The sequence below is a fragment of the Spirillospora sp. NPDC047279 genome, assembly GCF_040643285.1.
In the GTDB taxonomy this organism is placed as follows: domain Bacteria; phylum Actinomycetota; class Actinomycetes; order Streptosporangiales; family Streptosporangiaceae; genus Spirillospora.
Genome location: NZ_JBEYUA010000003.1, coordinates 159,347 through 173,484, shown reverse-complemented (window position 1 = coordinate 173,484; position 14,138 = coordinate 159,347). Strand labels below are relative to the sequence as shown.

The 14,138-nt window shown below is 72.5% G+C and carries 14 protein-coding genes; 5 read left to right on the top strand and 9 right to left on the bottom strand.

Annotated features, from left to right (window positions below):
- Positions 1-28: 28 nt before the first annotated feature.
- The 4 genes from ABZ810_RS07980 to ABZ810_RS07965 all read right to left on the bottom strand — a co-directional run bounded on the left by ABZ810_RS07980 (position 29) and on the right by ABZ810_RS07965 (position 5,084).
- Positions 29-3,295: a hypothetical protein gene (locus tag ABZ810_RS07980; protein WP_358400694.1), complete on the bottom strand. Its 3,267-nt coding sequence runs from the start codon at positions 3,293-3,295 to the stop codon at positions 29-31.
- Positions 3,296-3,420: 125 nt separating this feature from the next.
- On the bottom strand, positions 3,421-3,627 hold the full coding sequence (locus ABZ810_RS07975) for a PspC domain-containing protein (protein ID WP_358400692.1): 207 nt from the start codon (positions 3,625-3,627) through the stop codon (positions 3,421-3,423).
- Positions 3,628-3,804: 177 nt separating this feature from the next.
- Entirely contained in the window at positions 3,805-4,446 is a 642-nt protein-coding gene (locus ABZ810_RS07970) for an HAD-IA family hydrolase (RefSeq protein WP_358400690.1), read from the bottom strand.
- The gene (locus tag ABZ810_RS07965) at positions 4,443-5,084 is read right to left on the bottom strand and encodes an MBL fold metallo-hydrolase (protein WP_358400688.1); all 642 of its coding nucleotides are present in this window, start codon (positions 5,082-5,084) and stop codon (positions 4,443-4,445) included. The genes ABZ810_RS07970 and ABZ810_RS07965 overlap by 4 nt, the downstream gene beginning before the upstream one ends.
- Before the next feature lie 173 nt (positions 5,085-5,257).
- Here ABZ810_RS07965 and ABZ810_RS07960 point away from each other — a divergent pair, with 173 nt between their 5' ends.
- Positions 5,258-6,325 carry a phosphotransferase family protein gene (locus tag ABZ810_RS07960; protein ID WP_358400685.1) on the top strand — a complete coding sequence of 356 codons (1,068 nt, stop codon included), beginning with the start codon at positions 5,258-5,260 and terminating at the stop codon, positions 6,323-6,325.
- Positions 6,322-7,428 (top strand): hypothetical protein, encoded by a 1,107-nt coding sequence (locus tag ABZ810_RS07955; protein WP_358400683.1) that lies wholly within the window; start codon positions 6,322-6,324, stop codon positions 7,426-7,428. The genes ABZ810_RS07960 and ABZ810_RS07955 overlap by 4 nt, the downstream gene beginning before the upstream one ends.
- A 19-nt stretch (positions 7,429-7,447) precedes the next feature.
- Here the strand turns inward: ABZ810_RS07955 and ABZ810_RS07950 are convergent, their stop codons facing one another.
- Positions 7,448-7,639: a hypothetical protein gene (locus tag ABZ810_RS07950; RefSeq protein ID WP_358400681.1), complete on the bottom strand. Its 192-nt coding sequence runs from the start codon at positions 7,637-7,639 to the stop codon at positions 7,448-7,450.
- Between the two features lie 191 nt (positions 7,640-7,830).
- Between ABZ810_RS07950 and ABZ810_RS07945 the strand changes: the two genes are divergently transcribed.
- The gene (locus ABZ810_RS07945) at positions 7,831-8,439 is read left to right on the top strand and encodes a dihydrofolate reductase family protein (protein WP_358400679.1); all 609 of its coding nucleotides are present in this window, start codon (positions 7,831-7,833) and stop codon (positions 8,437-8,439) included.
- Between the two features lie 108 nt (positions 8,440-8,547).
- On the opposite strand, the gene ABZ810_RS07940 is transcribed toward ABZ810_RS07945, so the two are convergent.
- The 3 genes from ABZ810_RS07940 to ABZ810_RS07930 form a co-directional block, all read right to left on the bottom strand.
- Complete coding sequence (locus ABZ810_RS07940; RefSeq protein WP_358400676.1) at positions 8,548-8,856, bottom strand: Fe-S cluster assembly protein HesB; 309 nt, start codon at positions 8,854-8,856, stop codon at positions 8,548-8,550.
- A gap of 99 nt (positions 8,857-8,955) precedes the next feature.
- Positions 8,956-9,912 (bottom strand): LLM class F420-dependent oxidoreductase, encoded by a 957-nt coding sequence (locus ABZ810_RS07935; protein WP_358400674.1) that lies wholly within the window; start codon positions 9,910-9,912, stop codon positions 8,956-8,958.
- Between the two features lie 10 nt (positions 9,913-9,922).
- The gene (locus tag ABZ810_RS07930; protein ID WP_358400672.1) at positions 9,923-10,690 is read right to left on the bottom strand and encodes an SDR family oxidoreductase; all 768 of its coding nucleotides are present in this window, start codon (positions 10,688-10,690) and stop codon (positions 9,923-9,925) included.
- Positions 10,691-10,900: 210 nt separating this feature from the next.
- On the opposite strand from ABZ810_RS07930, the gene ABZ810_RS07925 reads away from it, so the two are divergent.
- Entirely contained in the window at positions 10,901-11,341 is a 441-nt protein-coding gene (locus tag ABZ810_RS07925; RefSeq protein WP_358401698.1) for an OB-fold domain-containing protein, read from the top strand.
- On the top strand, positions 11,338-12,534 hold the full coding sequence (locus ABZ810_RS07920; RefSeq protein ID WP_358400669.1) for a lipid-transfer protein: 1,197 nt from the start codon (positions 11,338-11,340) through the stop codon (positions 12,532-12,534). The genes ABZ810_RS07925 and ABZ810_RS07920 overlap by 4 nt, the downstream gene beginning before the upstream one ends.
- A 31-nt stretch (positions 12,535-12,565) precedes the next feature.
- On the opposite strand, the gene ABZ810_RS07915 is transcribed toward ABZ810_RS07920, so the two are convergent.
- Positions 12,566-14,137, bottom strand: a complete 1,572-nt coding sequence (locus tag ABZ810_RS07915) for a serine/threonine-protein kinase (RefSeq protein ID WP_358400666.1) — start codon at positions 14,135-14,137, stop codon at positions 12,566-12,568.
- Between the last annotated feature and the right edge of the window lies 1 nt (position 14,138).

Here is a 14,138-nt window from a genome sequence, read left to right as displayed (position 1 = left end):
GCACGCCACTTTAGCAGAACGGAATTATCTATTCCATTTCACGCAGGGCCTCGACCGCGTAACGGAGCCGGGCGCCCACCAGCAGCGCCTCGTCCGCGGGACAGGCGAGGACGGCGGCGGTACGTTCCACCAGCTCGTCGTCGGAGAGGCCCGGCTCGCGCCCGGCGACCTCGCGGACGATCTGCACGAGCTCCGGGCGTTTGTAGGACACGATCGAACGTCCGGGCCGGATCGTGATCGGCCCGGGGGCGGGCTCGGGGGGCGGCGGCGGCTCGATCATGCCGTGCGGCGGCGGGGTGAACCGGGTCAGCAGGATCTCGAACAGCGGCGCCGTCGGGGTGACGAGGTCGCGCAGGTCCTCGGGCAGCAGCTCGGGCGACGCCTCGTCCCGCGGCACCGGCAGGGCCGTGCCGCTCTGGCCCACGAGGATCACCCGCGGCGCGTGCCACAGCAGGAAGAGCGCCTCGGCGCCCGCGTCGTGCTCGCCGTCGATGATGACCACGTCGAACGAGTCGGGCTCGATCGGGACGAGGTCGGCGACCTGCCAGAGCGGGGCGATCCAGGCCGGGACGGCGGGCGCCGCCGGGTCGAACCGGGTGAGGCAGGCCTCCCAGGCCTGCGCCCCGGCGAGCGCGTCGGTGAGCGCGTCCAGCTGCCGTTCGGCCTCCGCGAGCGCGGTGCGCAGCCGCGACTCGGCGGCCGACCGGGGCATCTCGGCCAGCCGGGCGGACGCGTGCGCCCACGCCCAGGCCTCGTTCCAGCGCCGGACGGGCGTGCCGTTGACCAGGAGGCCGGCCAGCTCGGGGTGAACCCTGCGAAGGCGCTCGTAGAGGGCCTCACAGCGCACCTGGAGGGCACGCTCGTGGCGGACCTCGGCGAGGGCGGCCAGCGCGCTCCCGTAGGCGTCGGCGTCGCGGTCGTCGATCGCGCTCACCGCGGTGAGCAGCTCGGGCGGCGCGCCGTCCGGGACGTTGCCGATCGCGTCGCGGAGCGCCGTCAGGTCGGCGGTCGCGCGGTCGACGCGCAACGACAGCAGCGCGTTCTCCAGGGCGACGAGGTAGCCGTGCCACTGGAACGGGTGGGTGATCTGGACGCCGAGGCCCGACAGCAGCCCGCACGTCTCGTCGATCGCGGGCATGACGTCGCGGACGAGCGCCAGCCGCGCGTGCGCCCGCGCGAAGAACGCGACGAGCTCCTCGGTGGAGGCCGTCTCGGGGAACGTGGCGCCCGCCGCCTCCCACACGTACCGCAGCTCCTGGCAGGACATCCGGATCATCAGGTGCACGAAGACGACGTCGAGGAGCTCGGGCGTCGTCGGCGCGTACCCGTCGACCCGCGCGCCCTCCAGCAGCGGCTCGGCCTGGCGCTGGACGGCCGGCCGCAGCGGCCCGCGCTTGAGCATGCCGCCCTCGGCGAGGTGGTTGCGCAGCTCCTGCGCGGCGCTCGCCAGCCGCCGCAGCGGCAGCTCGCCCGGCGGCAGCCGCACGTCGCGCCCGGCGATCGACGCCAGCGCGTGCTTGGCCCACTCGGACTGCGGCGCCATCTCGGCGACCCGGGTCCACACGGTCGGCCGGCGGTTGCTCAGGATGTCGGCGAACGCGCGGGCGGCCATGTCGCCCGGGCTCCAGTCGCGAGGATGGCCTTCGAGCCCGAGCCGCTCCAGCGCGCCGGTGACGGTGGCCGCGCACCCTTCGAGCCGGGCGAGCAGGGTGACATCGCACTGGCGCAGCCGCCGCGACAACTCCGACTGCGACTTCTCGGCCCGTTCGGCCGCCGCGGTCTCGGCCTCGATCAGCGTGCGCACGTACGCGGCGCTCGGCAGCGCGCCCGGATCGATGTCCACCTGCACCGTCCGGGCACGGCGGCGCGGGGTCTCCTCGGCGAGCAGCCGCTCCAGCTCGACGGCCTCCGACGCGCCGATCGGCGGCGTCGGCGGCATCCGCTTCACCGGCGGCAGCCAGGAGTGCTCGGGCGCCTCGGCCGCAAGCCGCCGCTCCAGCTCCGCGCGGGCGCCGCGGTAGTTGGGCGCGAGGTCGACCACGTCGGTGGCCTCGGTCAGCGCCAGCCGTTCGCGCAGCTCGTTGACGGCGCGGTCGGCGCCGGCGCCGCGTTCGGCCAGGTTCTCCTGCCAGGCGCGATGGTGGCCGGGGTCGTGCGCGACGCCCCGCGAGCGCAGCCGCGCGAGGACGTCGGAGTCGTCGGTGGTGGCGCACAGCAGCGCGATCTCCGGCGGCAGCGCGGCGTGCAGCCGGTCGGCCTCCGGGCTCGCGACGAGCACGCGCCTGCCCCGGGTCAGCAGGCCGGTGAGCAGATCGGCCGTGGAGCTCGGCGTCCGTTCGGCGACATGCAGAAGCCGCGCGGCCGGTCCCGGCTCCAGCAGCCGGGCGATGCCGCCGGGAACGACGGCGCCCGGCCGTTCGAGCCACTGCATCAGTGCCTCGTAGTGCTCGGCGAGGCCGGTGCGGTCGGGCGGCCGCACGACGATGGCGGGCGCGAGCCGCAGCAGCGGCACCGCGGGCGCCGGACCCGAGGCCGGCCCGACCGCCCAGTCCTCGCGGAAGACGGCCGTGTCGCCCGAGGGGGAACGGCCCCCCGCACCCCCGGACACGCCCCCGGGCATGACCGAGGCGCGGCCGTACTGGCCCGTCGGGAGGCGTCCGCCGTCCCCGCGGCCGTTGGTGTCGCCGCCCGTGAACGCGACGCTGCACCACTTGCGGAGCACGTCGGAGACCGAGCCGCTCAGGCCGAAGCCCTGACCGGCCTGCACCGCGTCCCAGACCCAGTCGGTGCGGGCGGGCCGGAAGCCGGACAGCCCGGCGAGGAGCTCGCGGTCGCGCAGCGCGGTGTGGCCCGCGAGGACGACGTCGACCCGTTCGGTGCGCTCGTCCACCACGACCCGGACCGGCGTGGTCAGCAGGTGGTCGCGGACGCCCGGCCCGTCGGCGGGCTGCCAGGTCAGCAGGCCGGTGGCGAGCACGACCTCCTGGCCGCCGGAGGCGAGGTCGCGCAACGTCCGATACCAGTGGCGCAAGCCCAGCCAGGCGTCGAACTCGTCGATGACGGCCGGCGGCGACAGCGGGATCGGCGGGACGCTGAACAGCGCCTCCCCCGGCCCCGCCTCGGTCTCCACGTAGACGTCGCCGGGCAGGTCGGCGAGCCAGTGCACCTGGCCGTAGGCGTCGACGTCGCGCGTCGACCCGCGTCGTGCCCGCGCGACATCGCGCAGATAACGAAGGACCCCGGCCGCGTCGTCGAGCGGCCGGGAAGCCTCGCGGAGCGGGCCGTGGTCCGGCACGGTGGCAACCTCTCGCCCGAAGCGAACTCTGTGCCCCGATCTAACACCCCGGAATGCCCTAGTCCAAGGGGGTCAGTCCCCGATCGATCACTATGCCACGAACCACGGTTCGATCAGTAGATCGATCAGTAGGAGGCGCCGGCGCGGAACTTGTCCTCGCTGGGCAGCATCACCCACAGCACCAGGTAGATCACGAACTGCGGGCCGGGCAGCACGCAGGAGAGCAGGGCGAGGATGCGGACGGTCCAGGCGCTCATCCCGAACCGCCGGGCGAGGCCCGCGCAGACCCCGCCGATCATCCGACCGGTGCGCGGACGGTAAAGGCCGTTCATGTCGTTCGTCTCCCCGTTTCAGGTCGATCTCTTCGTACCCCGCCAGGCGGCGGCCACGTGTTCCACGGTACGAATCGGGAAGGCGCCGCCGGATCGGCCGAATGGACTGACCTGGCCCCATACTCCGGGATTAGGGGATGACCCTTAGGGGCTCACCGGGGAACCGCCGGACGGCGCTCAGGCCGCCACCAGATCGGGCAGTCCGGCCAGGTCGTCGAGGACGAACCGGCAGCGTGCGAGGGCCTCGTCATCGTGCTGGATGTGCCCCCAGGGACCCCGGCGCAGGAACGCCACCTGCATTCCGAAGGCCAGTGCCGGGCGCACGTCGTTGTCGATGCGGTCGCCCACGTAAAGGACCCGTTCGGGCAGCACGCCGGCCAATTGCGCGCAGCGTTCGAAGAACTCCGCCGACGGTTTTTCGACGCCCCAGATTTCGGAGATCCCGACGACGTCGGCGTCCAGGCGGAGCGCCTCCATCTGCTCGCCCGCCGCGGCGGGCTGGTTGCCCGCGATGCCCACGTACAACCCCTGCGCGCGCAGGCGGGCCAGGCAGTCGCGGGCGTCGGGATAGAGGTCGCCGGGGCCGAAGCCGTTGGCCACGCCGGCCTCGGCCCGCCGCTTCTCCTCCACCTCGAGATCGAAGCCGGGCCGGAAGTACTCGAACAGGTCCATGTGCGTGCCGCCGGTGGCCAGCACCGCCCCGAGCTTGGTCAGGAAGGTGTGCCGGGGCACGCCGAGCCAGTCGGCCCAGCGGCCGTAGATCTCGCCCTCGTTGACGAGGGTCTCGCCGATGTCGAAGAAGACCGCCTCGATCTTCACAGGTCCACGGACTCCCCCGGCTTGAGGCGGCGGAACTCCTTGCCGGCCTCCTTGCCCGCGTTGCCCACGTGGGTCTCCATCACCGCGAGGCCGACGTCGTTGAGCAGGCCGTCGTGGATGACGAACGCACGCTCGGGGGCGACCGCGCGGGCGTACTCGTACAGCTCCGGGATCTTCATCCAGGGCGCGTTGCCGGGCAGGCACAACGTCGGGACGGTCTCGGACGGGACGGTCAGGGCGTCCCCGGGGTGGAAGACCTCGCCGTCCACCAGGAAGCCCGTGTTGGGGATGGGCGGGACGTCGGGGTGCAGGATCTCGTGGTCCTCGCCGTAGACGTGGACGTCGAAGCCCGCGACGGTCACGGCGTCGCCGTGGCCCACCTGGTGGACGCGGCCTCCCAGGTCGGCGAGGTTCTCCGCGACGACCCGGGAGGTCCACACCTCCAGCAGCGGGTCGTCGGCCAGGGCCTTGCGCAGCGCGTCGCCGTCGAAGTGGTCGAAGTGCTCGTGGGTGATGAGGACCGCGTCGGCGCCGGAGAGGGCGGAGGCCGCCTCGCTGAAGGCTCCCGGGTCGATGACCAGGGTCCGGTCGTCCTTCTCCAGCCGTACGCACGCGTGTCCAAGCTTGGTAAGGCGCATCCGGCGATTTTTTCACGTCTCTCCGGAAGCCGGACCGGCGGCCATGACAAAACGAGCGCTTGTCCGGCCTTATTGATATATCCGCTGGTCACCATGGCCATGCGCGCGACGGCCATTGACCGCCCGTCACCGGATTGATAGAACACGTTTCACTTTCAGTCTTGGAGGCGCCGATGCCCGTGCCCGACCAGCGCGACCCCGAGCTGACCCGGCGGATACTCACCCAATGGCTGGACCGGCATCTGCCCGGCGTCCGGATTCCCACGATCGAGACCCCCCAGACCAGCGGGTTCTCCAGCGAGACCCTGATGTTCGACGCGACCTGGGACGACGCGGACGGCACCGAACGGCACGAGCCGTTCGTCGCCCGGGTGGCTCCCGCGCACTACCAGGTCTTCCCCGAGCCCCGGTTCGAGGAGCAGTACCGCCTGATGCGGATCCTCGACGAGCGGACCGACATCCCCGTGCCGCCGATCCGCTGGTACGAGCCGTCGGCCGACCTGCTCGGCGCCCCGTTCTTCGTGATGGGCCGCATCGAGGGCGAGGTGCCCACCGACATGCCGCCGTACCACATGGACGGCTGGGTGACCGAGGTCCCGCCGGCCGAGCGCACCGCCATGTGGTGGTCGCCGCTGGAGATCCTCGCTCGCCTGCACAGCCTGGACGCGCAGGAGTTCGGCCTCGGCTTCCTCGACCAGCCGCACTGGGGCCGGACGGGCCTCGACCAGCGGCTCAACTACTACGAGCACTATCTGCACTGGGCCTACTCGGGCCCGCAGGAGGTCGCGCTGCGCGCCCTGGACTGGCTGCGCGCCAACCAGGTCGACGAGCCCGACCCGCCCGCCGTGTTGTGGGGCGACGCCCGCATCGGCAACGTGATCTTCCAGAAGGGCGCGCCGAAGGCCGTGCTCGACTGGGAGACCGCGATGCTCGGCGCGCCCGAGGAGGACCTGGCCTGGTACCTGTTCCTGGACCGGCACCACTCCGAGGGCGTCGGATCGCCGCGCCTGGAGGGCTTCCCCTCCCCCAAGGAGACGATCACCCGGTACGAGGCGCTGCTCGGCCGCCCGATGCGCCACATGGCCTACTACGAGGTGCTCTCCGGCTTCAAGTTCTCGGTGATCATGGCCCGGGTCGGGCAGGCGATGATCGACTTCGAGTGGATCGAGCAGGCCAACGACTTCCCGTACAACAACAACTGCACGCAGCTTCTCGCGAAGATCCTCGGAGGTCTCCGGTGACACTGTCCCCGCTCGACGACTACCCGATCCACCAGGCCCCGGAGGTCATGCGGCACGTCACCACGTCCGACCGCAACTTCTACGACCGCTACTACTTCAACGTGCACGGCTGCTCGGACGACCTGATGATGCTCATCGGCGTCGGGCAGTACCCCAACCTGGGCGTGACGGACGCGTTCGCGGTCATCCGGCGCGGGCCGATCCACAAGGTGGTGCGGGCCTCGCGCGAGCTGGGGAACGACCGGATGGACACCAACATCGGCCCGTTCCACGTCGAGGTGATCGAGGGCCTGAAGAAGCTGCGGGTCGTGCTGGACGAGACCGAGCACGGGTTGTCGTTCGACCTGACCTGGGAGGGCGCGATCCCCGCCCAGCTCGAGCCGCCGCACTACCTGCGCTGGCAGGAACGCGTCGTCTTCGACTCGCGGCGGATGGCGCAGACCGGCTACTGGACGGGCTCGATCGTCCTGGACGGCGAGCGCATCGAGGTCACTCCCGACCGCTGGTGGGGGTCCCGGGACCGCTCGTGGGGCGTGCGGCCGGTCGGCGAGCCCGAGCCGCCCGGCATCCAGGTCAAGAACGCCGGGACGTTCTACTGGCTGTACGCGCCGATCCAGTTCGCCGACCACGCCATCCTGTGCATCCTCCAGGAGGACGAGAAGGGCCGCCGCGTCCTGGAGGAGGCCGTGCGCGTCTGGCCGGACGAGTCGCGCGAGCCCGAGTACCTGGGCCGCCTCGACTACCGGCCCGTCTACGCCGAGGGCACCCGCACGGTGGAGACCGCGACGCTCGCGTTCAACCCGCCCGGCGGCAAGCCGTTCGAGGTACGGGCCACTCCGCTGCTGCCCGTGTCGCTCATGGTGGGCACCGGCTACGGGCTGGAGCCCGAATGGAAGCACGGCATGTACCAGGGGCCTGACCTCAAGGTGCAGGGCGTCACCTACGACACCCGCAAGGAGGAGGACGCGGCCCGCATGTGGGGCATGGTCGACTCGGTCGCGCGGTACGAGTACGCGGACGGCGAGGCGCCCACGGAGGCGGGGCCGGGCTACGGGCTCTTCGAGTACTGGGCGCTCGGCCCGCACCCGTCGTTCCCCGAGTAGGGCTTCCCCGAGCGGGGCCTCACGCCACGGCGAGGACGAAGGCGAGCACGGCCAGCCCGAAGGCCACGGTGGTCAGCACGAGGAACGCGGCGATCACCGCACAGGCCAGGCCCTTGGGCTGGTCTCGCCAGCTCCCATAGTGATCGCGCACCTGCCGGTCCAGTTCCTCGCGCGCCGGCTCCCCGCCGGGCTCCCCGTCCTCGGACGTCACGGCCCTCAGTCAACCACGGGCGCCCCTCCGCCGGGCGGGCTCCGCACCCCCCGTACGCCACCTGGCCGATGCCCGCGACCTGGGCCGGAACCTCCGTATATCGGCCACCTGGCAGATGTTCGCCGCACTCCTGCGCGGCACGATCGACACATCGGCGCCACCGAGGCGCCGCCGAGCAGGAGGTAAAGATCATGACGAACGCCGACACCGCCCAGGGCCGCCGGGTCGTCGCCAACATCTCGCTCTCCCTCGACGGGCGGGTCAGCGGTCCCGGCGGCGACCACGACATGAGCTGGGTCGCGCGCCACGCGGTCTCGGACGCCCCGCGCGAGGTGATGACGCGGATGATGGACTCGGCCACGACCGCCCTGGTGGGCCGCAAGAACTACGAGGGCTTCGGCGGCTACTGGCCCGCCGTCGCCAGGGACGAGAGCGCCGACCCCCGCGACCGGGGCTACGGCCGGTGGCTCGACGCGGTCGAGAAGGTCGCCTTCTCCCGCACGCTCACCGAGCCGTCCTGGGAGAACTCCCGGGTCTCCGCCGACCTCATCGGCGAGGTCAAGCGGCTGCGCGCGCAGCCGGGGGGCGACATCTACGTCCTCAACAGCACCAGCGTCATCACGGCGCTGCTGGACGCGGGCGAGGTGGACCGGCTGGTGATCGTGCTCTGCCCGGAGATCTCGGGCGGCGGCGCCCGGCTCTTCGAGGGCGGGCCGCCGGCCACGTCCTGGACGCTGACCGACCTGGCCACCTCGGAGACGGGCGCGGTGTGCCTCACCTACGACAAGGTCACCGCCTGAACCGCGCAGGACCCGCCTGACCGCGCCGACCGGCCTGAGCGCGCGGGAGCCGCCCGAGCATGCGGAAGGGGCGCCGATCCACCCGGATCGGCGCCCCTTCCCTGAGAGCTAGGCCATGGCACCGCCGGGGCTTCCGGTCCCCTCGGCGATGGTGAACGAGACGTCGCCCTGCGGGTCGACGGCCGCGTCCAGCGTCTTGTCGTCCAGGATCTGGGCGACCTCGGGCTCGAGATAAACCCGGGCCCCCTCCTCCTCGACGACCTGGTCGCCGGCCTCGGGGGCCGGCGCCACGGAGAGGCGCAGCGCGTCGGACCCGTCGATCCCGGGTTCGATGCGAATGCCTGTCTCCGGCGGCATCTCAGGGTTGGCGGTCACGGTACGAATCACCTGAACGGCGCCGCTGGTCAGCGTGAGCACGATCAGCTCCTCCGGATTTTCGCAGGTCGGGTGGTTGACCTGCCCCACCCTCCCCGGGATTTCGGCGGCTAAACGTCGGTATCGCGGGTGAGGTGCGGGTCAGGCGTCCGGGGCGAGCGCCCGCACCGCCTCCTGCGGCGAGAGGCCGCCGCCGGGCACGACCGCCAGGACCGGCGTGGTCAGGCCGTTGTCCACGTACTCGCGGATCCGCGCCCGGCAGGCCTCGGGCGAGCCATGCACGATGAGGTCGTCGACCACCTCGTCCGGGATCACCTCGAGGGCCTTCTTGCGGTCGCCGGCCGCCCACGCGTCGTTCATCGCCTTGAGCGCCTCGCCGCGGCCCAGCCACTCGTGGAACGCCTTGTAGACCGGCACGGTCATGTACGCGGCGATCATCCAGCGGCCGATCGCGCGGGCCTCGTCGGCGTTGTCGGTCGGGCACACGAAGAGCCGCGCGATCAGCTCGGGGTCCTCGCCGAGCTCCGAGCGCACCGTACGGACGTCGTGCGGCGCCAGCCAGTTGGTGATGGCGCCGTCGGCCTCGCGGGCGGCCAGCCGGAGCATGCCGGGGCGCAGCGCGGCCAGCACGATCGGCGGCGGGGTCTCCGGCGCCTTCTCCAGCTTGAAGCCCTTGACGCTGAAGGTGTCGAAGTCCTCCTTGACCTTCTCGCCCGCCAGCGCGCGGCGCAGGAAGCGCAGCGTGTCACGGGTGCGCTTGTAGGGCTCCTCGAACGGGATGCCGTTCCAGCGCTGCACGATCGTGTCGGAGGAGGTGCCGATGCCCATCACGAACCGGCCGGGGGCCAGGTCGGCGAGCGTCGCGGCCTGCTGCGCGAGCAGAGCGGGGCCGCGGGTGTAGACGGGCACGATGGCCGGCCCGAGGCGCAGTTGTGGTGCCCACTGCGAGGCGAGGGCCAGCGGGGTGAACGCGTCGGTGCCGTTGGTCTCGGCCGACCAGGCGTCGGTGTAGCCGAGCCCGGGCAGGGCGGCCACGATCTCCTGGTGCTCGGCCAGCGAGACCCCGGTGAGCGGAATGGTCAGTCCCCAGCGCGACATGTGCGGCTCCTCAGGCGATGGACGGACGGATGACGGCGCCGCCGTCGACGACCATGGTCTGCCCGGTCATCCAGGAGGCGGTGTCGCCCGCCAGGAACACCGCGGCGTTGGCGATGTCCTCGGGCTCGCCGATGCGGCCGAGCGGCATGTACTTGTTGATCTGCTCCTCGTTGTTCTCCCACAGGGCGCGGGCGAGGGCGGTCTTGACCAGGCCGGGCGCGATGCAGTTGACGCGCACCTTGGGCGCGAGCTCCATGGCGAACTGCCGGGACAGGTGGATGACGGCCGCCTTGGTGGCGTTGTAGTAGCCGATGCCGTGCTCGGTGACCAGGCCGCCGACCGAGGCGATGTTGATGATCGAGCCGCCGCGCTCCTCCATGGACTTCTTCCAGGCGAGCTGGGTCCACTGGACGACCGCGAACTGGTTGACCTGCACGGTCTTCTCCGCGGCGGCCGGCTCGATGTCGACCATGTGGCCGAAGTGAGGGCTGGTGCCGGCGTTGTTGATCAGCACGTCCACGCCGCCGAACGCCTCGATGGCGGCGTCGAAGCAGGCGGCCGCCTGGTCGCGGTCGCCCACGTGGGCGGCCTTGGCGAGCACGCCGACCTCGGGGTGGGCCGCCTGGATCTCCTTGGCCACCTCGTCCAGGGCGTCCTGCTTGCGCGAGGACAGCACCACGTTGGCGCCCTCGGCCGCCAGCGCGGTCGCGATCGCCTTGCCGATGCCCCGTGAGGCACCCGTGACCAGGGCGGTCTTCCCCTGAAGTCCAGTCCGCATTCGCACTCCTTCTTCGCACCGAGAGCCTCGCGACAGAATCCGGCTCGGTTTCACTGTACCGAAGTGACTGACGGGTCAGTTAGGTCCGGGTCCCGCCATCGCCGGCGGGTGGGTCGGCGCGCCGGCCACGACGGCCCCCGGCACGGCCCGGTCCGCCCCGCGTCTTGATTTGAGCGTGCGCTTGGTTGGTAAGCTGCCCCGGTGAGCACCATGAAGGAACGGCGCCCCGCCGTCGAGGGCTGGTTCACCGACGCGGACGGCACCACGCGGCTGCTCGGCACCCGCTGCTCGTCCTGCGGCACCCCCTACTTCCCCCGCAACGAGCTGGCCTGCCGCAACCCCGGCTGCACGGGCCCCAAGGACGGCTCCGAGCTGGCCGAGTACGCGCTGTCGAGCCGCGGCACGGTCTGGTCGTACGCCGACGCGCGCTACAAGCCGCCGCCTCCGTACGTCTCCCCCGACCCCTTCGTGCCGTACACCATCGCCGCCGTGGAGCTCACCGAGGAGCGCATCGTGGTGCTCGGCCAGACCGTGCCGGGCGTCGGCGTCGACGACCTGGAGGTCGGCATGGAGGTCGAGCTGACCACCGGCACGCTCTACGAGGACGACGAGGCCGAGTACACGGTGTGGATGTGGAGGCCGGCGCGGTGACCGACGACAGGGATATCGCCGTCCTCGGGGCGGGCATGCACCCGTGGGGCAAGTGGGGCCGCAACTTCGTGGAGTACGGCCTGGCCGCCGCCCGCGCCGCGCTCGCCGACGCCGGCCTGACCTGGCCGGACGTCCAGTACGTCGCGGGCGCCGACACGATCCGCAACGGCTACCCGGGCTTCATCGCCGGCGCGACCTTCGCGCAGGCCCTGGGCTGGTCGGGCGCTCGCGTCTCGTCCGCCTACGCCGCCTGCGCGTCCGGCGCCCAGGCGATCGCCAACGCCCGCGCGCAGATCCTCGCGGGGCTCTGCGACGTCGCCCTCGTCGTGGGCGCCGACGCGGCGCCCAAGGGGTTCTTCAAGCCGGTCGGCGGCGACCGCCCGGACGACCCCGACTGGTTGCGCTTCCGGCTGCTCGGCGCGACCAACCCGATCTACTTCGCGCTCGCCGCCCGCCGCCGCATGGCCCTGCACGACGCCACGCTCGACGACTTCGCCGCCGTCAAGGTCAAGAACGCCCGGCACGGCCTCGCCAACCCCAACGCGCGGTACCGCAAGGAGGTCACGGCCGAGGACGTCGCCGAGTCGGCCGTCGTCGCCGACCCGCTGCGGCTGCTCGACATCTGCGCGACGAGCGACGGCGGCGCCGCCCTGGTCCTGTCGTCGGTCGACTTCGCGCGCCGCCACGGCGTCGCCGACCCGGTCCGCGTCGCGGCGCTCTCCACGGTGACGCCGACGTTCCCCAAGACCGTGATCGACCTGCCCGACTTCGCCACCGACTCGGCGATGACCGTGCCGCCACCGGACCGGCCGTTCCGCTCCGCCCTCCCGCACGCCGCGTACGAGGAGGCCGGCATCGGCCCCGAGGACCTCTCGGTGGCCGAGGTCTACGACCTGTCCACCGCCCTGGAGCTGGACTGGTACGAGGACATCGGGCTGTGCGAGCCCGGCGGCGCCGAGGACCTGCTCCGCTCCGGCGCCACCACGATCGGCGGCCGGATCCCGGTCAACCCGTCCGGCGGCCTGGCCTCCTTCGGCGAGGCGATCCCGGCCCAGGCCATCGCCCAGGTCTGCGAGCTCACCTGGCAGCTCCGCGGCCGGGCCGAGGGCCGTCAGGTCGAGAACGCCCGTACGGGCATCGCCGTCAACCAGGGCCTCTTCGGCCACGGCTCCGCCATCATCACCACCCGCTGAGCCACCGGCCGCCGAGGCACCGCCCACCGGATCACTGCACGGTGAAGCCGTGGCAGTTCGCGAAGAAGGCGGTGCCGTCGGAGTGCACGTGGTACCAGATGACGGTCCAGTCGCCCGGGGTCAGCTCGAAGGCGGTGCTGCCCGCGCCGGGCCACTGGAAGTCGCGCGGGTACTCGAAGTTGACCCACAGGCCTGAGCCCGGATACCGGCGCGGCTTGCTCCTCACGATCCCCGACTCGATGACGCCCTCGGTGTTGCCGCCCGGGCGGACCTCGGCGACCAGGTAGTAGTCGCGCGGGTTGGAGGACGAGAACTGCATGCCGATGGTGGCCCGGTCGCTGGTCACCGGTGACGACGACATGAACCAGTCGCCGGGCCGGTCCGCCTCGGCCCGGAGGGCGGGTTCGCATTTCTCCAGGCCGCCGTTCCAGCGGACGCGGGCGAGCTCGCCCGGGTCCGCCTGCACCTGGATCTTGTCGGGGGGCGGGGAGGCGGCGGCCGTCGGAGCACCACTGCCCTGTCCCGGTCCCTGTCCCGTGGCGCTGTTGGAGGGCGTGGCCTTCCCCGTGCGTCCGCCCTTGCCCTCGGAGCCGTCCGCGGAGCCCGGCAGGAACTGCAGGACGAGCAGGCCCACGCCGACGGTGACGACCGCGCTTCCGGCCGCCGCGACCGGCATGAGCAGCCGGGAGCGGCGACGGGACCGCGGCGGGACCGGCGGGACCTGGGCGGACGGGCGCGCCGGGTCGAGCGTGGGCGGCGGTTCGGTACCGCTCACGAGCTCCCGGTACGCCGGATCCCCGGCGAGGTCGGGGGCGCCGCAACGGGCGAGCAGAGCGGCCGGGTCGGGGCGTTCGGCCGGGTCCTTGGCGAGGCAGTCGGTGAGGACGGCCGCCAGGAAGGGGTCGGCCCCGGCGAGATCGGGCTCGCCGTTCAGCGTGCGGTGGATGACCGCTTCGAGCGGGCCGGAGCCGAACGGCGAGCGTCCGGTGGCGGCGTAGCCGACGGTGACGGCGAGCGAGAACACGTCGGACGCCGGGAGGGGCGCCTGCTCGCGGACGACCTCCGGCGCGACGTAACCGGGCGTGCCGTTCCAGCCGCCGGTGCGGGTGATCTGTGTCTGGTCCTCGCCGCGGGCGATGCCGAAGTCGATCAGGCGTGGGCCGTCCGGGGCGAGGATGACGTTCGCCGGCTTGAGGTCGCGGTGCTGCACGCCGTGCCGGTGGATCTCCAGGAGGCCCTGGGCCAGCGCGGCCAGCAGCGCGAGCGCGGTACGGGGCGGCAGCGGCCCGTGTCCGGCCACGGCCTGGCGGAGGGTGGGGCCCGGCACGTACTCGGTGGCCAGCCAGTAGGGCGGTGCCTCCAGACCGGCGCCGACCATCGAGGCCGCGTACCGGCTGCGCACCCGCTCGACGGTCGCCACCTCGCGGCGGAAACGGGCCAGCGCCTGCGGGTCGTCGAAGCCCTCCCGGATCACCTTGAGCGCGATGTGGCGCCCGTCGTCGGCGGCGCCCAGATAGACCTGGCCCATGCCGCCGGCGCCGAGACGTGCGATCAGGGGGTATCCGCCGATCTCGGCGGGATCGGCCGGCTGGAGGGGTTCCACG